Origin of the sequence: Atopobium sp. oral taxon 810 str. F0209 (assembly GCF_000466405.1) — a bacterium.
Taxonomy (GTDB): domain Bacteria; phylum Actinomycetota; class Coriobacteriia; order Coriobacteriales; family Atopobiaceae; genus Olegusella.
The window spans coordinates 52185-71070 of the sequence record NZ_KE952970.1 but is presented as its reverse complement, the minus strand read 5'-3'; the positions used below and the strand labels follow the sequence as shown (position 1 = coordinate 71070).

The window sequence follows — 18886 nt, the reverse complement described above, 5'->3', positions numbered from 1 at the left end:
GATTGCTGAAACGATGTGTGGCTTTTGGCAAGCAGAGCCGTGTCATTTGAAAGAATCCGTGACTTTTGGCAAGCAACACGCTTATATCCCGCAAAAAATTCCCACGTAGAGATTGTGGAGACGCCCGGCACAGTGTACACTAACAAGGCTGTGAATCTAGGGGATTGCTGTCTCGAGTGTGACTTGTTTGGTGTGCTGACCGAATAAGTGCCGTTGAAGGCAGATATCTAGTGAAGCAGTTCCACACAGGATGTGGTCCGCTGGGGAGGATACGGCAGCGCAGGAAGGGCCTGCGATGTGGCGGTCCCAGGAGCTTAAGTCTCCGAGGTCCCATGACCACCGAGGGTAAGGAAAGAGTATGGTCAACACCATTATTGGCCGCAAGCTCGGTATGACACAGGTTTGGGATGACAACGACAATGTTGTTCCCGTTACCGTTGTCCAGGCCGGGCCCTGCGTGGTGTCGCAGGTAAAGACGAAGGCAAATGACGGCTATGACGCCGTTCAGATTGGCTTCGGCGACATCAGCGCAAAGCACGTCAACAAGCCGCTCGCTGGTCACTTCACTGCAGCTGGCGTCGAGCCTATGCGCTACCTGCGCGAGGTCCGCGTTGCCGAGGGCGAAGAGCACACCACTGGTGACAAGGTCACCGTTGCAGACTTTGCCGAGGTCAAGGCTGTCGATGTCATCGGCACCTCCAAGGGCAAGGGCTTCCAGGGTACCATCAAGCGCTGGAACTTTGCACGTGGCCCCATGACTCACGGTTCGCGCAACCAGCGTCGTCCGGGTTCCATTGGTCAGTGCGCGTACCCCGCTCGCGTTCGCAAGGGTCTGCACATGGCTGGTCACATGGGTGACGAGCGCGTTACGGTCAAGAACCTCAAGCTTGTCCGCATTGATGCCGAGCAGAACCTGATGCTCATCAAGGGTGCTGTTCCCGGCGGCAAGAACGCCATCGTCCAGGTCCGCATGGCCTAAGGAGTACCACATGTCCAATATTCAGATGATCAACGTCGAAGGTGCAGCGGCTGGCGAGGCCGAGCTCTCTTCTGACGTCTTCGGCATTGAGCCGAACATCCCGGTGGTGCACCGCGCGGTCGTCGCCTACGAGGCATGCCTGCGTCAGGGCACTCATTCCACTAAAAATCGCCACGAGGTTTCTGGCGGCGGCGTCAAGCCTTTCCGTCAGAAGGGTACCGGCCGCGCACGTCAGGGCACCATTCGCGCTGGTCAGTTCCGTCATGGCGGCATCATCTTTGGGCCTACGCCCCACCTCCACGAGCTGCGTGTCAACTCCAAGGAGGTCAAGCTTGCTATGCGTTCCGTGCTTTCTGGCAAGCTGGCTGACGGCGAGCTCATTGTGGTCGACAAGCTCGCTCTCGAGCCCAAGACCAAAAATGCTGCTGCTATGCTCAAGGCTCTGAACCTCGAGGGCAAGCGCGTCACCATCGTTGTCGATGACGATGATGTCGACACCTACCTCGCATTCCGCAACCTCCCAGGCGTCTCCATTGTTGCCAACTCGGAGGCAAATGTACGCAACCTCATCGATAACGCAGCCCTCGTCATGAGCGAGGACTCCGCTAAGTACTTTGGGGAGGTGCTTGCATAATGAAGTCCGCCTATGATGTCATCATTCGCCCGGTTGTAACCGAGCGTTCATTCGACAAGATGGAGCAGGGCAAGTACACCTTCGAGGTGGCTCGTACCGCTCCCAAGGAGGAGATCGCGGAGGCTGTTGAGCAGCTCTTCGGTGTTCATGTCACCAAGGTCAACACTGCTTGGGTCAAGTCCAAGAACAAGCGTGTTCGCTACCAGGTTGGTTCTACCCGTACCTGGAAGAAGGCCATCGTCACCCTCGCTGCTGGCGAGCAGATTGAGGTCTTCGCAAATCAGCAGGCTGCTGCTGAGGAGTAGTACCCACACCCACACGCGGCGCACTTTTGCGTGTGGGTTATTGTGCCGCCAAGGATAGATACGCGCGGCACCGTGGTAAGGCTGCAGACATAAGTTTGCAGCAAGAATGTCCGGTGTCATTCACCGGAGCCGCTATCAGGCTCCATCCCGAGGTGGATGGCCAACGGAGAAGAAGGGAATTGGGAATGGCTGTAAGGCACCTCAAGCCCACGAGCGCCGGTAGGCGTTGGCAGACGATTTCGGACTTTGCCGAGATCACCACCGACACCCCCGAAAAGTCGCTCTTGGAGCCCCTGCCCAAGAAGGCAGGCCGTAACAACAATGGTCGTATCACCACCCGTCATCAGGGTGGCGGCAACAAGCGCAAGTATCGTCGCATTGATTTCAAGCGCTGCAAGGATGATGTACCGGCCAAGGTCGCTACCATCGAGTACGATCCCAACCGCTCTGCTCGTATTGCACTACTTCACTATGTCGATGGCGCTAAGACCTATATCCTCGCACCTGAGGGCCTCTCGGTAGGCGACAAAGTCATCTCTGGTACTAAGGATATCGACATCAAGCCGGGCAACGCTATGCCGCTGTCCGAGATCCCCGTCGGCACCTTTGTGCACGCCGTGGAGTTCCAGCCTGGTAAGGGCGCAGCAATCGCTCGTTCTGCAGGCACTTCCGTCCAGCTCATGGGTAAGGACAACGGCTATGCCGTCCTGCGCATGCCCTCCTCTGAGCTGCGTCGTGTTCTGCTTACCTGCCGTGCCACCATCGGCACTGTTGGCAATGCAGAGCATGGCAACATCGTTGTCGGTAAGGCTGGCCGCTCTCGCTGGGCAGGCGTCCGTCCGACAGTCCGTGGTACGGTCATGAACCCCGTCGACCACCCACACGGCGGTGGCGAGGGCAAAAACCACACCTCTGGTCGTCCTTCCGTCTCGCCTTGGGGCAAGCCATCCAAGGGCGCAAAGACGCGCGATCCGAAGAAGGCAAGCAACCGCCTCATCATTCGTCGTCGTCGTTCCAAGTAGCGCAGAGTAGGAGTTTTCAAAATGAGCAGAAGCCTCAAGAAGGGCCCGTTCGTAGAGACTCGCCTCCTCGCTCGCGTGGCGGCAATGAACGAGTCCGGCAAGAAAGACGTCATCAAGACTTGGTCGCGTTCCAGCACCATCTTCCCCGAGATGGTTGGTCACACGATCGCTGTTCACGATGGTCGCAAGCACGTGCCCGTCTACGTCACCGAGTCCATGGTTGGTCACAAGCTGGGCGAGTTTAGCCCGACCCGCACCTTCCGTGGTCACAAGGCCAAATAGAAGGGCAGGGGAGACACATGGCAAACACTGATACCAACGTGGTCGAGATTTCCGCGACCGCAAAGTACGTCCGCATGGCACCCCGCAAGGTTCGCATGGTCGTCGACCAGATTCGTGGCAAGCAGGTCGATCGCGCGCTCGAGCAGCTCGCCTTCACCTCTCGTGCTGCTGCAGAACCTGTCGCAAAGACCCTGCGCTCTGCGATTGCCAATGCTGAGAACAACAATGGCCTGCGTGCCAACAATCTCTACGTCAAGTACGCCTACGTTGACGAGGGCCCCACGCTTAAGCGTATTCGTCCCCGCGCAAAGGGCAGCGCTTCTCGTATCAACAAGCGCACGAGCCATATCACTGTCACCGTCGCACCTCGGAAGGAGGCGTAGGAAATGGGTCAGAAGGTTCAGCCGACCGGCTTCCGCCTCGGCATCACCGAGCAGTGGCACTCCCGCTGGTACGCCGACAAGGACTACGCCAGCAAGCTTGGCAACGACCTCGCTATCCGCAAGTTCCTCGAGAAGAAACTTGCACGTGCAGCTCTCTCCCGCGTCGAGATTGAGCGTGCTGGCGAGAAGGTAAAGGTCACCATCTTTACTGGCCGTCCTGGCATCGTTATTGGCAAGAAGGGCGCCGAGATTGACACTCTGCGTACCCAGCTTGAGGGCATTGCCAAGGTTGGCAAGGGCAACGTTAACGTTGATGTTATCGAGGTTCGTCGCCCCGAACTCGATGCACAGCTTGTTGCTCAGTCTATTGCCGACCAGCTTGAGGGCCGTATCGCCTTCCGTCGTGCAATGCGCAAGGCTGTTCAGTCCGCTCGCAAATCTGGCGCACAGGGCATTCGTATTCAGTGCTCTGGCCGTCTGAACGGCGCCGAGATGGGCCGCCGCGAGTGGTACCGCGAGGGTCGCGTGCCTCTGCACACCCTTCGCGCAACTATTGGTTTTGGTCAGGCAACTGCCCGTACCACCATGGGTGCCTGCGGCATTAAGGTTTGGATTTACAAGGGCGAGCGTCTTGCTGGCCAGCCCATCCCGACTCCCGAGCTCGAGGGCTCTAGCCGTCCTCGCCGCGGTCGTAATGAGAGGAGGGGTCGCTAATGCTGGCACCTAAGCGCATTCGTCACCGCAAGGTTCAGCGTGGTTCTATGAAGGGCCAGGCAAAAGGCAATACCAAGATCTACTTTGGCGATTTTGGTCTCCAGGCTCTTGAGCGCGATTGGATTACCAATCGTCAGATTGAGGCCGCTCGTATCGCTATGACCCGTTATATGAAGCGTGGCGGTAAGGTCTGGATTACCATCTTCCCCGACAAGCCCATTACCAAGAAGCCCGCTGAGACTCGTATGGGTAAGGGTAAGGGTAACCCCGAAGACTGGGTAGCTGTTGTTAAACCCGGTCGTGTTATGTTCGAGATTGGTGGCGTGAGCGAGGAGATTGCTCGCGAGGCTCTGCGTCTTGCACAGCACAAGCTGCCAATCAAGACCAAGATCGTGTCCCGCGCCGACTTTGGCGAGGAGGAGTAGCCATTATGAAGTACAAGGATATTCAGGCGCTCTCTGACGCTGAGCTGGCTCAGAAGCTGGACGAGGGTCGCGCGGAGCTTTTCAATCTCCGCTTTCAGATGGCTACCAGCCAGCTGGACAATACGGCTCGCGTAACGCTTGTTAAGCGCGATATTGCTCGCGTTCAGACCGAGATGCGTGCACGTCAGATTGCAGCGGACGCCGCTGCCAAGAACTAGACCGGAGAAAGATATGGCAGATACCGAAATCAGGAACGCGCGAAAGCTTCGCACCGGTGAGGTTGTCTCGATCTCTGGTGACAAGACCATCGCAGTTCAGATCACCTACCGTAAGCACCACCCCAAGTACGGCAAGATGATGACCATTAGCAAGAAGCTCCATTGCCATGACGAGAAGAACGAGTGTGGCATCGGCGACACCGTCCGCGTCATGGAGACCCGTCCGCTGTCCAGGACCAAGCGCTGGCGCGTAGTGGAGATCGTGGAGCGCGCCAAGTAACGTAAGGTCACGTGTCAACCCTGCAGGCGTTGCTTGCAGGGAGGCAAGTACGGAGGAATGCAATGATTCAGATGGAGTCCATGCTTACCGTCGCTGACAACAGTGGCGCTAGGCGTGTCAAGTGCATCAAGGTCCTGGGCGGCTCCAAGCGCCGTTACGCAGGCATTGGTGAGGTCATCATGTGCGCCGTCCAGGAGGCGACGCCCAATGGTGCAATCAAGAAGGGCGACGTTGTACGCTGCGTAGTTGTGCGTACGGTCAAAGAGACCCGTCGTAAAGATGGCAGCTACATCCGTTTCGACCAGAACGCTTGCGTTGTTGTCGATAAGGAAGGCGAGCCTAAGGGCACACGTATCTTTGGGCCTGTTGCTCGTGAGCTGCGCGAGAAGCACTACATGAAGATCGTCTCGCTCGCACCCGAGACGCTGTAAGGAGGCGGACAAGACATGCCTAAGATGAACATCCGCAAGGGTGATACGGTCGAGGTCCTGTCCGGCAAGGACAAGGGCACTCGCGGCGAAGTCCTGCGCGCCATGCCTGCAGAGGGCAAGGTCGTTGTTGAGGGCGTTGCTGTTGCCAAGCGTCACACCAAGCCCAACCAGCTCAATCAGCAGGGTGGCATCATTGAGAAGCCCATGCCTATCGATGTCAGCAACGTTGCTTTGATTGACCCCGAGACCGACAAGCCGACCCGTGTGGGCTATCGCTTCACCGAGGATGGCAAGAAGGTTCGCTACGCCAAGAAGTCCGGAGCTGAGCTCTAAGGTTTTCTTGCGCAGCCGGCGGTTTTGTGCGTCCGGCAAGCGGGGAATTTGTTTGATATGACCCGACTCCTCTCGCAGGGGTCGGGTTTTTTGTTGTGTAATACGCGCAGCAAAAAGCGATGTGTACAGACCTGACCCTTTGCAGGCCTGATCTATTCTTTTATGGCGTAGATTGAGCGATTGAGTAGTTTTGTTCTGCTTGAGCGTTTGCTGAAGGTTCTGGAGCTGTCGTTTTATCAAATTGAATGGAATTCTCTGTAATTTCAAGGGAACATTTTAACCGTACGTGAGCCTATTGGGGAAATATATGTTTCCGGGATGTACAGGCATATACATCCATATACATTAAGTAAGCTTTATCTTACTTCGTTGCAACCTCAGGTTGCAACAGAAATAGTGCATATCAATCTACCTGTTCGTATTTAAGAAACTGCAGCTAGACGGGGAACGTTGCAACCTCAGGTTGCAACGAGGGTTGACTTTTTGCAAAGCAAATAATTTGGAAAACGAGAGAAATGTGACCTACATCTTCCTCACCTCATAAATTTAAGTTCAACTGTTGATAGAGTTGCAAAGTGTCGAACCGTATTTACCGAGGTGATTCTTGTGAAATCGTTCTTGTATATAGGTGTGTTGGGTGGCAAAATATCTCTAGCTATGTACATTAAGCTCGTAGAAAGAGCTTGGGCAAAAGGTATCGAGACATCGGTACAAAGAGAGGCGTGAAGCATGTCTAGAAACGTACACAAAAGCAAAACCTCTTTACTTTGTCGAGCGACAACGCTCTTTATGAGCTTGCTACTTTGCACGTCATTGGTGCCTGCACCAGCATTGGCACGCGTCCCTGAGGATGACGGGGAAGTAGCTACTGTCTCGCAGCCCACAGACAATGCGGCAACCGTAGAGTCTACCAATGACGCTGCTGCCGAAACGGAACCTAAGGACGCCGCAGGTGATCAAGATGCGGCTTCCTCAGATAAGCAGAACGCTGCCCCCGTAGCCGCTGACTCTGCGGAGCCTACCGACAAGGCTGCCACCCCTGAGCCTGCCCGCGCCCCTGCAGCGGATGGTGACTTGTATGTAGACGCTGATGGCGGCAGTGATGATGCCGATGGCTCTGCAGCAACTCCTCTTAAAAGTCTTGCAACAGCCGTTACAAAAGCAAAATCAGGTGATATCATTCACCTTAAGGGTAGCTTTATCCTTGACACGTCAGTTACCATTCCTGCAGGCGTGACGCTCGATATCTATGGCGATACTAATATTACTGGCAAGGGGAATAACGGCATTACCCTTGCAAGTGGCGCTACTCTCAAGGGTAGTAATGGTGTGCTTACCATGACAGGATTTGCCAAAGCTCTAACTGCTCAAAAGAATTCTCTCATTACTGATGGTACGTATAACTTTAAAAACAATGCTCAGGGTAGTAGTAATGGAATTAGCCTTGAAGGCACCATTAAAGGAAGCTCTGGCAAAGATAAGCTGAAGATTACAGCAAACGATAAAGACAACACCAACTTTTTTACTGGGGCTACTCATTTTGAGAACTGCACGATTAACGTTACCTCTCAAAAGAGGACTTGGTCTGATGGTAAGGATCTCACTCTTATCAATTCATCCTTCACCTACAATGGCTTTGGTATGAGTTTTTATGTCAATAAGCTCACGATGAACAATTCGGAGCTTACTGCTAATAACACTACAAGTTATGGCGGAACTGGTTTGACAATCCAGGCATCCGGCACAATCTCTAATTCAACCGTTAACATCAATGCGGGGAGTACTGCTGGGCTTTCTGTTGGCGGAACCGATACTAAATTGTTGATTGAGAATTCAACAATTAAATTTACAAACAATGGTGCCGGTGGTTTAAACGTCAACACTGGTAAGGTTTATTTTAAGAGCTCAACTCTCGAGGGAAACGGAAAACAGAGAGGTGCACTTTTTGGTGCGCAGGCAAATGGATATATTGAGTTTGATGCTGATTCTCGTGTCGAGTCTCCCGCAAAGTCAGATGGAGATACAGGAGCTGGGCAAACTAAGACAAATTATGTTGTCATTGGTGGTTCACATAAGGTTAAATACGAGCCAAATTACAATAGTGGATTGGGAAGCACTATTCCTACTAATGGTGCTGATAACGGCAACGAAAAGCTCATGCTTTTCACGCTGTCAGACCCTAGCGTAAATACACTTTCACCTCTCAATAAAAACGGCGAGGAATATACCTATCAGGTAGCTAACGCTTCTAGTGACGGACAGAAGCATGTTTGGGTACCCGAAGCTAAGGTAACCTTTAAGCTTAATAATGCGGATGCAACGTTTGCTGATGACACTACTGCTGATAAGAAAATTTCTACTATCCGTGGATACGAGCCCGACGCAGTAACTGGCAATACGAATCCTGGAACCCCGACCGATAAGAACGGTGTCAAATTCCTCGGTTGGTACTATAAGGACTCCACTGGTGCTGAGCACGCATTTAACTATGATGGCAAGGTTTCGACCAACCTTGAGGTCTATGCAAAGTGGGATGCAAAGACGGTCATTTACCACAACGGTGATGGTGAGAGCTATATCCAAACTCTGGATAGTTCTGCAACAAGTGCACAGGCACTCTCATATGATGAGGTAGTTAAGGGTAATAAGAAGTTTGCACGCGATGGCAAGGACTTCATTAGCTGGTCGACTGCTGAAAACGGCGGCGAGGAAGTTGCCGCTGGTAGCGAACTGGGCTTCAAAGAAGGCATGACGCAGATTGATTTGTATGCACAGTGGAATGCTCAAAAATACACAGTGTCTTTTTCTGCCAATGGCGGAAAATTCTCTGATGATTCAGTATTCAAGAAGAATCCTGACGTTTTTGAGATAAAGCAGGATGCAGATGGCGGAGATGTTGCCGTTATAAAGCAGACCGCTGAGTACGGTCAGACCTTACATGACATCCTCGGGTCGTTTGACTACAACAAGATAAAACCTGATACAAAGGCCAAGAAAGCCCATGAGGTACTTGCCGATAATGCCTATTGGAATGAAAGTGCATCGGGCAAGGGCGAAGATCGTCGATTTGACGATACGTCGCTGTGGGTTTTCTCGACTCCTGGTTATAATCCCACGCTTACCAAGGATGTTACCTACTACCTCAAGTGGAAGACCGACCCTGCAGTTCAGGAAATTAAGCAGGACTTGACTCTTGATGGTGATATGTGGTCTATCAGCGAGGAGACGAGTTCAAAGCTGCAACACATTCGTCCTGATAAAGAAACCTTCTCTATTACGGGGCAGATTGACGCGCAACCCATTCAAGAGCAGATGAAGAAAACGGAAGCGCTCTTTCCTGATGCAGCAAATGAGCCTGACAAGATTATGCTCGACCAACTTAAGTCCAACTTCACTGCAACCTTTACCATGCCCGACGGTGTAAAGGTCACTGACAACCCCAAGATTATTGCAACCGGTTTGGGTGACTGCTTTACTTTGGGTGATGTTACGCAGGTTGGTAATACTATTACCGTGAAGTTTAATCTGAAGGGTGGTATTAGTACCTACAAAGAGCTGCAGGATGCAGTCGCCTCAGTAGGCAAAGATGACACACAGACTGGCATTCTCAAGCAGATGCGTCGGGCTATTGATTCTCAGGTTACTCCTGCCAAAATTAAAATCACGATTGATGGTTTCACACTGGATGGTAATAAAGTTACTGAAGATGGCAAGCTCTTCCATATGGATGGCAAGGTCATGGGCAACTTCTCTTCTTATGCTACTCATAACACTACAACCAAGAAGTTTGTATTTGGTTGGAATGCAAAGCAGGCAACGGAAGGTAACGACGAGGCTGGTCAGGGTACGACCGTCAATGATGCAAAGCCGGCAGCTAATGGCACTATTAGCTACACCGTTGCCGCAGTGCTTCCTGCCAATGCCACGCTTCCTGGCGACATTCTGATTAATAAAAACACAACCAATAGTTCTACTTATGGCGTACTTCCTGGTCAGAAAGTTGATGTGACAGGCGCCTTGAATGTCAAGGCAATCAAGGATCAAATGGTGGGTATTGAAACTCAGTACCCCAATGTTGAGCACAACAAGATTGATGTAGATATTCGTAACTTTGGTTTTGTGGCGAAGTTTACGGTTCCTAACGAGATGAAGCTCCCTGAACTTACTAAGGACGATTTAAAGCTTGAGAACTTCGGTGGCTTCAAGATCGTTGACGCAAAGGTCGAAGGCAACACCGTTGTTGTCAAGATGGACTTGGCTGATGAAATTGCAACTTATGACCAGTTGGAGAATGCTGTTGACTCTGCGGGCGATCCAAACGGTTGGATGAAGGTTGTAGTTCCGAGCGTCAAGGTTAAATCTAGCGCTGGTGAGGGCAAGCAACTGACTGTTACCGGTACGGTTGAAGGCAACTTTGACGCAACTGCTACTTCGCAAAACTCTGGCAAGAATCGTCGTTTCCTTTTTACCTGGAAGGCTGAGCAATGGGCAGACGGTAAAGATAGTGTTGCTACCGATGATAAGGTCATCCAAGCTACGCTTGAGACTCCCGCTACGGTTACGCAGGATCTTCCCGGCGACATTCGTATTGGTGACGAGACCGAGCATGAGGTGGTATATCCCACCAAGCCTAGCGCCACGCTTGATTATGCTGGTTGGCTCAACAAGCAGAGCATTCAAGAGCAGATGAGCAATATCGAGAAGCTCTATCCGAATGTAACGGATTACTCCAAACTTGCAGTTGATGTGCCTAACTGCACCTTTACGGCTACGTTCACTATTCCGGATGGTTTGACTTTACCCAGTACGGTTAAGGCTACCGCCAAGGACTTCGGCCCTTATTTTTCTATTACCAATACCAAGGTGAGCTCTGACGGCAAGACCGTTACTGTTACGATGAAACTTGATACCACCAACATCAGTACTTATGCTGACTTGCAGAAAGCTGTCCAGCAGGCAGGGGATGCTGACGGCTGGATGAAGGTCATTATTCCTGGCGTAAAGGTTAATGCTGACGCCAAGAACGGTACACGTCTCACGGTAGTGGGTACAGTTGCAGGCGATATGCAGGCGACGGCTACTTCTGAAGGTGGCACAACCAAAGCCTTTAGATTCCATTGGGACGGTGAGCAGTGGGCAGACGGTAAGGACGCAACGGCTCCTGCTGATGACACCAGCATTCGCTTTACGGTGGAGGTTAAGGCGAATTCTACTAAGCCTGATAATCCAGACAAACCTGATAAGCCCAATAAGCCCAACAAGCCTAGCAAACCAGATAATGGCAAAAAGATCACCAAGAAAGTGACGAAGAAAGCTGTTCGCAAGGTTCTACCTCAGACAAGCGACCTGCTCCTGCCCGTGGGCGGCGTTGCGGTAGCTGGCATAGTAATCGTTGCTGCGGCAATTATTCTGCGTAAGCGTAATAAGTAACAGCTGAGTGCGGTTCTACTTGGCCTAGTATGCGTCACAACAAAGCAGTTGGTAGGGAAGAAGTTCCCGCCAGCTGCTTTTCTTATGCGCAAGATAAACACGGTCTGACAGGGGTGACAATCGCGTCTCGAAAGTTGGTGTATCAGGACCCCCTAATAACCTTGCGGTCAACGTCGCCACAAAAAGGTTTCACAATTCCCTACTCACCATTACAAAGGATTCCAAGCATCACGGGCGAAAAAATTACCTGCATGTTTGTGAAGCAAAACGTGAAAAGGAAACCTTTTCGCAGTGCGTGAGGAATTGTGAACCCTTTTCGAGTGGGATGGGACTGCAGGATGAGGAATTGTGAACCTCAAGGAGCAAACAATGTGTGTACTCCAAGCAGGAAAAACTTCTACTGGAAATCTCTTGTCCAAGAAGCTATCCTTACTATTTGCGTGACTATGCTCGGGGGAGGATTCTGTCCCGACTCGATATAGTGACGAATAGGCTCCTGGGTGCCAGCCCAGGTGGTGCGAGGCGGTCCCCGCACGTAAACCTCCACGCTCGACTTTGAAGGAGCAGTACATGGCAAAGCAGGAAAAAGGCGTAGCTATTGCAAACGCCTCCGAGCCCCCGCGTCTCAAGCAGTATTACCTAGATACCGTGCGCGATGAACTCAACAAGCAGTTCAACTACAAGAGCGTCATGCAGATTCCCAAGATTGAGAAGATTGTCGTCAACATGGGTGTTGGCGAGGCAGCTACCGACTCCAAGGCAATTGACGGCGCTGTTTCTGACCTCCGTGCAATCACCGGCCAGCAGCCTCTTGTTACCCATGCCCGCAAGTCCATTGCTACCTTCCACCTGCGTGCAGGTATGCCCATTGGCGCCAAGGTAACTCTGCGTGGCGATCGTATGTGGGAGTTTTTTGACCGTCTCATTGCCATCGCTATCCCTCGTATCCGCGACTTCCGCGGCCTGTCCCCCAAGTCTTTTGATGGACACGGCAACTACTCCATGGGTGTCACCGAGCAGGTGATCTTCCCCGAGATTGACTTCGACAAGATCGACCACACCCGTGGCATGGATATCACCATTGTCACCACTGCACCCAACAACGAGGAAGCAAAGGCACTTCTTTCTGCTTTCCACTTCCCGTTTAAGGCTGAGTAACAACTAGGCATCGATGCCGCTATCCCCAAAGTGAGGGATAACGGTGGTATTTCGTAGAGGAGGATTTGTGGCTAAGACATCGATGATCGTCAAGGCGAACCGCACGCCGAAGTTCTCGACGCGCAAGCAGGACCGTTGCCAACGTTGTGGGCGACCCCACTCCGTGTATCGCAAGTTCGGCCTGTGTCGTGAGTGCTTCCGCGAGCTGGCGCTCAAAGGCGAGCTTCCTGGCGTCCGCAAGGCAAGCTGGTAGGACACAGGGCACTGTCGTGGAGGCATCTTTCCCACGGGGTTAGATGAACCACACGTGCAGATTCATCACGAACAAAGGAGAAGGATCAATGAAGGTTACCGATCCCATCGCAGATATGTTGACACGTATCCGCAACGCGAGCAATGCAGGCAAGGACGAGGTGTCCATGCCTTCTAGCAAGGTTCTCGCTGAGATCGCCCGTGTTATTTGCGAGGAGGGCTATATCGAGTCGTACAGCATCGAGGACACCAAGCCTCAAAAGACGCTGCACATCGTGCTCAAGTATGGCTCCAAGCGCACCCGCACGATTCGCGGCATTCGCCGTGTTTCCAAGCTTGGTTTGCGCATTTATAGCAAGGCTGCCGATCTACCCCGCGTTTTGGGTGGCCTCGGCATTGCCGTCATCTCCACGTCCAAGGGCATGATGTGCGACCGCGACGCCCGCAAGCTGGGTCTCGGCGGCGAGGTCATCGCCTACGTCTGGTAGACCCTAGGAATCGATAGGAGGAGACAATGTCTCGTATTGGTAAGCAGCCTGTCATGATTCCTGCTGGAGTCACCGTGACAGTTGATGGTACCCACGTTAGCGTCGAGGGCCCCAAGGGCAAACTCGAGCGCGACTTCTCTCATCTCATCTCTATCGCAGAGGTTGAAGCAAGCGATGAGATGCCCCTGCACCTTGAGGTTACCCGCAATGATGAGACTCAGGATTCCAACGCCCAGCAGGGCCTGTGCCGTACGCTCCTGCACAATATGGTGGTTGGCGTGTCCGAGGGCTTTGTAAAGAAGCTCGAGCTCACCGGTGTTGGTTACCGTGTTGCTCTTAAGGGCAGCACACTCGACCTTTCGCTCGGCTATTCTCACCCCGTGCTCTATCCTGCACCCGACAACATCACCTTTGAGTGCCCCGACAACACCCACATTCTGGTTAAGGGTATTTCCAAGGAGCAGGTCGGTCAGGTTGCAGCTGAGATTCGCGCCAAGCGTCCTCCCGAGCCTTACAAGGGCAAGGGTATTCACTATGAAGGTGAGCATATCCGCAGGAAGCTCGGCAAGGCTGCTAAGTAAGCTTTGCTTCGCATAACAAGACCACTACCCCGTTAGGTAGTGGCGCGGAAAAGGAGAAGGAATGAACAAGCAGCAGGCCAAGCGGGCCGGACTGAAGCGCCGCGAGCGCCGTGTCCGCTCCAAGATTTTCGGTACGGCAGAGGCTCCTCGTCTCACCGTTCACCGCACCAATGCTCATATTTACGCTCAGGTTGTTGACGATGCAGATGCAAAGACCATCTGCTCTGCTTCGACGCTGTCCGCAGAGTTCCGTGCCACAGGCAAGATTGGCTCCAACAAGGAGGCAGCTGAGTTTGTTGGCAAGCTTATCGGTGAGCGTGCGCTTGCCGCAGGCGTAACCGCAGTCAAGTTTGACCGCGGTGGCCGCATCTATCATGGCCGCGTCAAGGCTCTCGCAGATGGCGCCCGCGCAGCGGGCCTGAAGTTTTAGGAGGAATGTAATGCCACGTGATCGTAAGCGCCAGCAGGACTCCGACCTTCAGGAGCGCGTCGTCTACATCCACCGCGTCTCCAAGGTCGTCAAGGGTGGTAGGCGTATGTCCCTCGTCGCCCTGGTAGTCGTCGGTGATGGCAAGGGCAACGTAGGCCTCGGACAGGGTAAGTCCACCGAAGTGCCTCTGGCTATTAGCAAGGGCGTTGAAGACGCCAAGAAGAACATGTTCCACGTGCCTCTGACTGATGAGGGCTCTATTCCTCATGCTGTCGAGGGCCACTACGGCGCTGGCCGTGTTTTGGTTAAACCCGCAGTTCCTGGTACCGGTGTTATCGCCGGTGGCCCCGTCCGTCCTCTCTTTGAGGCCGTGGGCATCAAGAATGTCATCGCCAAGTCTCTTGGTACTGACAACGCACTCAACATCATCAAGGCCGCTGCAAAGGGCCTCAAGGAGCTCGAGAGCCCCGAGGCTACCGCAGAGCGCCGCGGCCTCTCCGTCAAGGAGATGTTTGCCGGGAAGGAGGCATAAGCGATGGCTGAAAAGACCATTACCGTCAAGCTCGTACGCAGCGCCGTCGCCTCCGTCAAGAAGGATCAGACGGCTACCTGCAAGGCCATGGGCCTGCGCAAGATTAACGACGTCGCGGTTCTGCCCGACAATCCGTCTGTTCGAGGCATGATCTTCAAGGTCAAGCACCTCGTCGACGTTAAAGAGAACTAGGAGTTACCCAATGCAGCTCACAGATCTCCGCCCTGCAGAGGGCGCGAAAAAGGCGCGTAAGCGCATCGGCCGCGGCAATAGCTCTGGTCATGGCACCACCGCTGGTCGTGGCTCCAAGGGTCAGCTTTCCCGCTCTGGTGGCGGCAAGGGTGCCGGCTTTGAGGGCGGTCAGCAGCCGCTCGCAATGCGTCTGCCCAAGCTCCCTGGTTTTACCAATCACAACCGTGTTGAGTACGCCCCCGTCAACGTTGCTCGTCTTGAGGCTCTTTATGAGTCTGGCGAGACAGTTGATGCCGAGAGTCTTATGGTTAAGGGCGTTATCAAGCACGACTATGTGCCTGTGAAGGTCCTCGGCGACGGTGAGCTCACCAAGAGCCTTACTGTCAAAGTTGACAAGGTCTCCGCCTCTGCCAAGGCAAAGATCGAGGCGGCCGGAGGAAAGGTCGAGGCAGCGTGCTAAAGGCGATCCAAAACGCGCTTCGTATCCCCGAGCTTAGGGGCAAGATTGCGATTACCGTCGCAATCCTTGCCCTCTACCGCTTTGGGGCGTATCTGCCTGTTCCTGGAGTTCCTTTCTCCGCTATGCTCGCAGCTTATAAAAATGCAGCTGCAGGTAGCGGCGCGCTTACAGTGCTCAATCTCTTCTCAGGTGGCGCACTGTCGCGCGTTTCTGTCTTCAGCTTGGGCATCATGCCCTACATCACCGCGCAGATTATTCTGCAGATGATGCAGGCAGTTATCCCTTCGCTGGGAGCACTGGCGCGTGAAGGTGAGTCTGGTCAGCGCAAGATTACGCAGTACACGCGCTACCTTACAGTTGTTCTTTCTCTTATCTCTGCTATTGCCTACCTATTCCTCTTCAAGAGCCCTACGTATGGGATGGATTTCTCCCAGATGGGCATCCCTTCTCTGCTTGAGGACTTTATTGTCGTCTTTACGCTGGTTATTGGTGCGCTCATCATTATGTGGTTGGGCGAGGTTATTACTCAGCGCGGCATCGGCAATGGCATGTCCCTCATTATCTTTGCCAACATCATGGCAGGACTTCCTACCGCCATCATTCAGTCTGTTGTTGCCGAGGGCAATATCTTGGTGACTATTCTGACGGTGGCTGTGGTTGCGGCGGTCATTCCCGTTATCGTGTATATCGAGCGCGGTCAGCGTCGTATTCCTGTGCAGTATGCCAAACGCGTTGTTGGTCGCAGGATGATGGGCGGTCAGTCTACCTACCTGCCCATTAAAGTTAACACTGCAGGCGTTGTGCCAATCATCTTTGCTTCAGCAATTTTGTATTTGCCCGCTCAGCTTGCGGTGTTCTTCCCTGGCGTGGGTTGGGTTCAGGCTTTTGCTAATGCAGTTTCTACTGGCTGGATTAACTGGATTTTGTCAGTTGTCTTCATCGTGTTCTTTGCGTATTTCTATACCGCAATGGTGTTCAATCCCGATGAAACAGCAGATCAGCTGCGCAAAGCTGGTGGCTTTATTCCTGGCGTGCGCCCTGGTAAGGCTACGGCTGACTATATCAAATCGACCCTCGATCACATTACGCTGCCTGGTGCCATCTTTATGGCAGCGCTGGCGGTAGTGCCTTCGATCGTGTTCTCTTTCACCAATAACAACCTAATTCAGAGTTTTGGCGGTACGTCGATTCTGATTATGGTTGGCGTTGCGATGGATACGATTGCGTCCCTGGAATCTCAGCTCAAGATGCATAACTATGACGGGTTCTTCAAGTAGGCAAGCCGTTTATGCAGCACATATAATGCCAGTGCAGGCGTCTCTCTTTCACGGGAGGCGCCTTTTGCCTTTACTGTTAGCAGGTCTGTATCAAGCTTGTATAGCATGGTCTTCGTTATTAACAAATATGTCGCACGCTCGCGTAGCACAGCCCTCTAGATTTCGTGGATAATAGATGCGTATCTGTCTTTGTTAGATGTCAAAGAAAGAGGCACGTATGAACATCGTTTTGCTTGGCGCGCCAGGAGCTGGAAAAGGTACGCAGGCTCAGAAGCTTGTCGCCGATTTTGGTGTTGCCCACATCTCCACAGGAGATCTTCTTCGCAACGCAGTAAAAGCAGAGTCTGAGCTTGGTTTGCAGGCAAAGTCTTATATGGATGCTGGTCAGCTGGTGCCTGACAGTCTTGTTATTGATTTGGTCAAGGAGCGCCTTGCTGAGCCTGACGCGCAAAAAGGCTGGATTCTCGATGGCTTCCCTCGCAACACCGCACAGGCAGAGGTGTTAGATGCTGAGCTTGCAAAGATGGGCATTGCGCTCGATGGAGCTCTGCTTGTTGACGTAGCTTTTGATGTTATTGTCAAGCGTCTTTCCTCTCGTCGTACCTGCCGTAGCTGCGGTTATACTGCTGGTCCCGAGACTGAGGTGTGTTCTCGTTGCGGTGGCGAAATGTATCAGCGCGATGATGACAAGCCCGAGACTATCCAGAAGCGTCTGGATACTTATCAGTCCAAGACCGCTCCTCTCATTGAGTATTACGAAAAGCAAGACAAGCTTCTCAAGGTTGATGGAGACCGCCCTGTGGATGAGGTCTATGTCGATACGAAAGCACAGCTTGGCCTATGATTCATATCAAAGGACCCGATGAAATTCAGCAGATGCGCGTAGCAGGAGCTATCTCCAAAGCGGCTCTGCGTATAGCAGGCACTATGGCAATTCCAGGCGTAACAACCGCAGCAATTGACCGTGCTGTTGAAGACTATATTCGGGCGCAAGGAGCCAAGCCGAGCTTTAAGGGTTATGGTGGCTTTCCAGGAAGTATTTGTGCGTCTCCTAATGCTCAAATTGTTCATGGTATTCCTAACGAGAATACTGTCTTGCAGGCAGGAGATATTCTCTCAATCGATACGGGCGCTACCAAAGATGGTTGGGTGGGAGATAACGCGTGGACCTTTTTGGTGGGTGAAGTCGCTCCTGAAATTCAAGGTTTATGCGAAATTACGCGCGATTGCCTGATGGCGGGCGTTGAACAAGCAGTGCCGGGCAACCGTCTGGGCGATATTGGTTATGCGGTGCAGCGCCTTGCCGAGGCAAATGGCTACGGTGTAGTGCGCGAATATGTTGGTCATGGTGTAGGCCACAAAATGCATGAAGATCCCAATGTCCCCAATTATGGGCGCCCTGGTCGTGGCGTAAAGCTCCAGGTAGGTATGGTTATTGCGATTGAGCCAATGATTACGCTCGGTAGCTACGATACGCGTGTTTGGCCTAACGGCTGGACCGTGCAGACTGCTGACGGCTTGGCTGCCGCGCATTATGAAAACACAGTTGCGATTACTGCAGAAGGTCCTCTAATTCTGACGGCTGATGAGCTGGGACCATGGTGTTCCATGCATGGCGGTCTTGAACCCGAAGCAGAATCAGTCTGTGATACCGAGGGGCCCAAGCAAGAAGTGCCGCAGGAATCTTTGGCTGAGTTAGATGATTCTTCGGATGACAGTTCGGCCGATAGCACTGCCGTTCTTCATATTTAGTTAGGCGCTACATATTTTTGTTAGGCCTACATTTTTTCTCAAACCCAGCTCCAGATCTATCGAGCTGGGTTTTGTGTATTAGCTAACTAAGGGCGCGTGACTACCTCGCGTGCTAACTAACTACCCAGCACTGCCCGCGAGCATACAAATGGCGCAGCTACACTTGCCAAAAGCCACACTCTGTTTCAGATTGCACGGCTCTGCTTGTCAAACGCCACATATCATTTCAACCAACACGGCCCTGCTTGCCAAACGCCACGTATTCTTTCAAGCAACACGGTCCTGCTTTGCCAAAGGTCACAGACTGTTTCAATCAGCATCGCCCTGC

General features: G+C 52.8%; 23 protein-coding genes and 1 pseudogene. All 24 read left to right on the top strand.

Annotation, left to right across the window (positions count from 1 at the left end):
* Positions 1-358: 358 nt before the first annotated feature.
* Positions 359-979 carry a 50S ribosomal protein L3 gene (gene rplC / locus HMPREF9069_RS08620; protein WP_021626895.1) on the top strand — a complete coding sequence of 207 codons (621 nt, stop codon included), beginning with the start codon at positions 359-361 and terminating at the stop codon, positions 977-979.
* Positions 980-989: 10 nt separating this feature from the next.
* Positions 990-1613 carry a 50S ribosomal protein L4 gene (gene rplD / locus HMPREF9069_RS08615; protein WP_021626894.1) on the top strand — a complete coding sequence of 208 codons (624 nt, stop codon included), beginning with the start codon at positions 990-992 and terminating at the stop codon, positions 1611-1613.
* Positions 1613-1918: a 50S ribosomal protein L23 gene (gene rplW, locus HMPREF9069_RS08610; RefSeq protein ID WP_021626893.1), complete on the top strand. Its 306-nt coding sequence runs from the start codon at positions 1613-1615 to the stop codon at positions 1916-1918. The genes rplD and rplW overlap by 1 nt, the downstream gene beginning before the upstream one ends.
* A gap of 185 nt (positions 1919-2103) precedes the next feature.
* On the top strand, positions 2104-2940 hold the full coding sequence (gene rplB / locus HMPREF9069_RS08605; protein ID WP_035438982.1) for a 50S ribosomal protein L2: 837 nt from the start codon (positions 2104-2106) through the stop codon (positions 2938-2940).
* A gap of 21 nt (positions 2941-2961) precedes the next feature.
* Positions 2962-3222 carry a 30S ribosomal protein S19 gene (rpsS, locus tag HMPREF9069_RS08600; RefSeq protein ID WP_021626891.1) on the top strand — a complete coding sequence of 87 codons (261 nt, stop codon included), beginning with the start codon at positions 2962-2964 and terminating at the stop codon, positions 3220-3222.
* Positions 3223-3239: 17 nt separating this feature from the next.
* A complete protein-coding gene (gene rplV / locus HMPREF9069_RS08595) occupies positions 3240-3605 on the top strand; it encodes a 50S ribosomal protein L22 (protein ID WP_021626890.1) in 366 nt (121 codons plus the stop codon).
* A 3-nt stretch (positions 3606-3608) separates the two neighbouring features.
* Complete coding sequence (gene rpsC / locus HMPREF9069_RS08590) at positions 3609-4319, top strand: 30S ribosomal protein S3 (protein WP_021626889.1); 711 nt, start codon at positions 3609-3611, stop codon at positions 4317-4319.
* The gene (rplP, locus tag HMPREF9069_RS08585) at positions 4319-4744 is read left to right on the top strand and encodes a 50S ribosomal protein L16 (RefSeq protein WP_021626888.1); all 426 of its coding nucleotides are present in this window, start codon (positions 4319-4321) and stop codon (positions 4742-4744) included. The genes rpsC and rplP overlap by 1 nt, the downstream gene beginning before the upstream one ends.
* A 5-nt stretch (positions 4745-4749) precedes the next feature.
* Positions 4750-4962: a 50S ribosomal protein L29 gene (rpmC, locus tag HMPREF9069_RS08580; RefSeq protein WP_021626887.1), complete on the top strand. Its 213-nt coding sequence runs from the start codon at positions 4750-4752 to the stop codon at positions 4960-4962.
* A 13-nt stretch (positions 4963-4975) separates the two neighbouring features.
* Positions 4976-5242: a 30S ribosomal protein S17 gene (gene rpsQ / locus HMPREF9069_RS08575; RefSeq protein ID WP_021626886.1), complete on the top strand. Its 267-nt coding sequence runs from the start codon at positions 4976-4978 to the stop codon at positions 5240-5242.
* A gap of 62 nt (positions 5243-5304) precedes the next feature.
* The gene (rplN, locus tag HMPREF9069_RS08570) at positions 5305-5673 is read left to right on the top strand and encodes a 50S ribosomal protein L14 (protein WP_021626885.1); all 369 of its coding nucleotides are present in this window, start codon (positions 5305-5307) and stop codon (positions 5671-5673) included.
* Positions 5674-5688: 15 nt separating this feature from the next.
* On the top strand, positions 5689-6006 hold the full coding sequence (rplX, locus tag HMPREF9069_RS08565) for a 50S ribosomal protein L24 (protein ID WP_021626884.1): 318 nt from the start codon (positions 5689-5691) through the stop codon (positions 6004-6006).
* Between the two features lie 729 nt (positions 6007-6735).
* Positions 6736-11436, top strand: coding sequence for an InlB B-repeat-containing protein (locus HMPREF9069_RS08560; protein WP_051317839.1), 4701 nt, complete (start codon positions 6736-6738; stop codon positions 11434-11436).
* 570 nt (positions 11437-12006) lie between these two features.
* The gene (rplE, locus tag HMPREF9069_RS08555; RefSeq protein ID WP_021626880.1) at positions 12007-12594 is read left to right on the top strand and encodes a 50S ribosomal protein L5; all 588 of its coding nucleotides are present in this window, start codon (positions 12007-12009) and stop codon (positions 12592-12594) included.
* Between the two features lie 67 nt (positions 12595-12661).
* A complete protein-coding gene (locus tag HMPREF9069_RS08550) occupies positions 12662-12847 on the top strand; it encodes a type Z 30S ribosomal protein S14 (protein WP_021626879.1) in 186 nt (61 codons plus the stop codon).
* Between the two features lie 88 nt (positions 12848-12935).
* Positions 12936-13334, top strand: coding sequence for a 30S ribosomal protein S8 (gene rpsH / locus HMPREF9069_RS08545; protein ID WP_035438979.1), 399 nt, complete (start codon positions 12936-12938; stop codon positions 13332-13334).
* A 26-nt stretch (positions 13335-13360) separates the two neighbouring features.
* Positions 13361-13915 (top strand): 50S ribosomal protein L6, encoded by a 555-nt coding sequence (gene rplF / locus HMPREF9069_RS08540; protein WP_021626877.1) that lies wholly within the window; start codon positions 13361-13363, stop codon positions 13913-13915.
* A 61-nt stretch (positions 13916-13976) separates the two neighbouring features.
* Positions 13977-14345, top strand: coding sequence for a 50S ribosomal protein L18 (gene rplR, locus HMPREF9069_RS08535; protein WP_021626876.1), 369 nt, complete (start codon positions 13977-13979; stop codon positions 14343-14345).
* A 10-nt stretch (positions 14346-14355) separates the two neighbouring features.
* Complete coding sequence (gene rpsE, locus HMPREF9069_RS08530; protein WP_021626875.1) at positions 14356-14877, top strand: 30S ribosomal protein S5; 522 nt, start codon at positions 14356-14358, stop codon at positions 14875-14877.
* Positions 14878-14880: 3 nt separating this feature from the next.
* On the top strand, positions 14881-15069 hold the full coding sequence (gene rpmD, locus HMPREF9069_RS08525; protein ID WP_021626874.1) for a 50S ribosomal protein L30: 189 nt from the start codon (positions 14881-14883) through the stop codon (positions 15067-15069).
* Positions 15070-15079: 10 nt separating this feature from the next.
* Positions 15080-15529 (top strand): 50S ribosomal protein L15, encoded by a 450-nt coding sequence (rplO, locus tag HMPREF9069_RS08520; RefSeq protein WP_021626873.1) that lies wholly within the window; start codon positions 15080-15082, stop codon positions 15527-15529.
* Positions 15523-16806, top strand: a complete 1284-nt coding sequence (gene secY, locus HMPREF9069_RS08515; RefSeq protein WP_021626872.1) for a preprotein translocase subunit SecY — start codon at positions 15523-15525, stop codon at positions 16804-16806. Before rplO ends, secY begins: the two co-directional genes overlap by 7 nt.
* 217 nt (positions 16807-17023) lie before the next feature.
* Complete coding sequence (locus tag HMPREF9069_RS08510) at positions 17024-17650, top strand: adenylate kinase (protein ID WP_035438976.1); 627 nt, start codon at positions 17024-17026, stop codon at positions 17648-17650.
* Positions 17647-18426, top strand: a pseudogene (gene map / locus HMPREF9069_RS08505) (type I methionyl aminopeptidase); the annotation flags it as partial. The gene HMPREF9069_RS08510 and the pseudogene map, both read left to right, overlap by 4 nt.
* Positions 18427-18886: the final 460 nt, after the last annotated feature.

Bases quoted from the DNA above. Each gene is read 5' to 3' on its own strand.
- rplC (WP_021626895.1), top strand. From the start codon at position 359: ATGGTCAACACCATTATTGGCCGCAAGCTCGGTATGACACAGGTTTGG.
- rplD (WP_021626894.1), top strand. From the start codon at position 990: ATGTCCAATATTCAGATGATCAACGTCGAAGGTGCAGCGGCTGGCGAG.
- rplW (WP_021626893.1), top strand. From the start codon at position 1,613: ATGAAGTCCGCCTATGATGTCATCATTCGCCCGGTTGTAACCGAGCGT.
- rplB (WP_035438982.1), top strand. From the start codon at position 2,104: ATGGCTGTAAGGCACCTCAAGCCCACGAGCGCCGGTAGGCGTTGGCAG.
- rpsS (WP_021626891.1), top strand. From the start codon at position 2,962: ATGAGCAGAAGCCTCAAGAAGGGCCCGTTCGTAGAGACTCGCCTCCTC.
- rplV (WP_021626890.1), top strand. From the start codon at position 3,240: ATGGCAAACACTGATACCAACGTGGTCGAGATTTCCGCGACCGCAAAG.
- rpsC (WP_021626889.1), top strand. From the start codon at position 3,609: ATGGGTCAGAAGGTTCAGCCGACCGGCTTCCGCCTCGGCATCACCGAG.
- rplP (WP_021626888.1), top strand. From the start codon at position 4,319: ATGCTGGCACCTAAGCGCATTCGTCACCGCAAGGTTCAGCGTGGTTCT.
- rpmC (WP_021626887.1), top strand. From the start codon at position 4,750: ATGAAGTACAAGGATATTCAGGCGCTCTCTGACGCTGAGCTGGCTCAG.
- rpsQ (WP_021626886.1), top strand. From the start codon at position 4,976: ATGGCAGATACCGAAATCAGGAACGCGCGAAAGCTTCGCACCGGTGAG.
- rplN (WP_021626885.1), top strand. From the start codon at position 5,305: ATGATTCAGATGGAGTCCATGCTTACCGTCGCTGACAACAGTGGCGCT.
- rplX (WP_021626884.1), top strand. From the start codon at position 5,689: ATGCCTAAGATGAACATCCGCAAGGGTGATACGGTCGAGGTCCTGTCC.
- HMPREF9069_RS08560 (WP_051317839.1), top strand. From the start codon at position 6,736: ATGTCTAGAAACGTACACAAAAGCAAAACCTCTTTACTTTGTCGAGCG.
- rplE (WP_021626880.1), top strand. From the start codon at position 12,007: ATGGCAAAGCAGGAAAAAGGCGTAGCTATTGCAAACGCCTCCGAGCCC.
- rpsH (WP_035438979.1), top strand. From the start codon at position 12,936: ATGAAGGTTACCGATCCCATCGCAGATATGTTGACACGTATCCGCAAC.
- rplF (WP_021626877.1), top strand. From the start codon at position 13,361: ATGTCTCGTATTGGTAAGCAGCCTGTCATGATTCCTGCTGGAGTCACC.
- rplR (WP_021626876.1), top strand. From the start codon at position 13,977: ATGAACAAGCAGCAGGCCAAGCGGGCCGGACTGAAGCGCCGCGAGCGC.
- rpsE (WP_021626875.1), top strand. From the start codon at position 14,356: ATGCCACGTGATCGTAAGCGCCAGCAGGACTCCGACCTTCAGGAGCGC.
- rpmD (WP_021626874.1), top strand. From the start codon at position 14,881: ATGGCTGAAAAGACCATTACCGTCAAGCTCGTACGCAGCGCCGTCGCC.
- rplO (WP_021626873.1), top strand. From the start codon at position 15,080: ATGCAGCTCACAGATCTCCGCCCTGCAGAGGGCGCGAAAAAGGCGCGT.
- HMPREF9069_RS08510 (WP_035438976.1), top strand. From the start codon at position 17,024: ATGAACATCGTTTTGCTTGGCGCGCCAGGAGCTGGAAAAGGTACGCAG.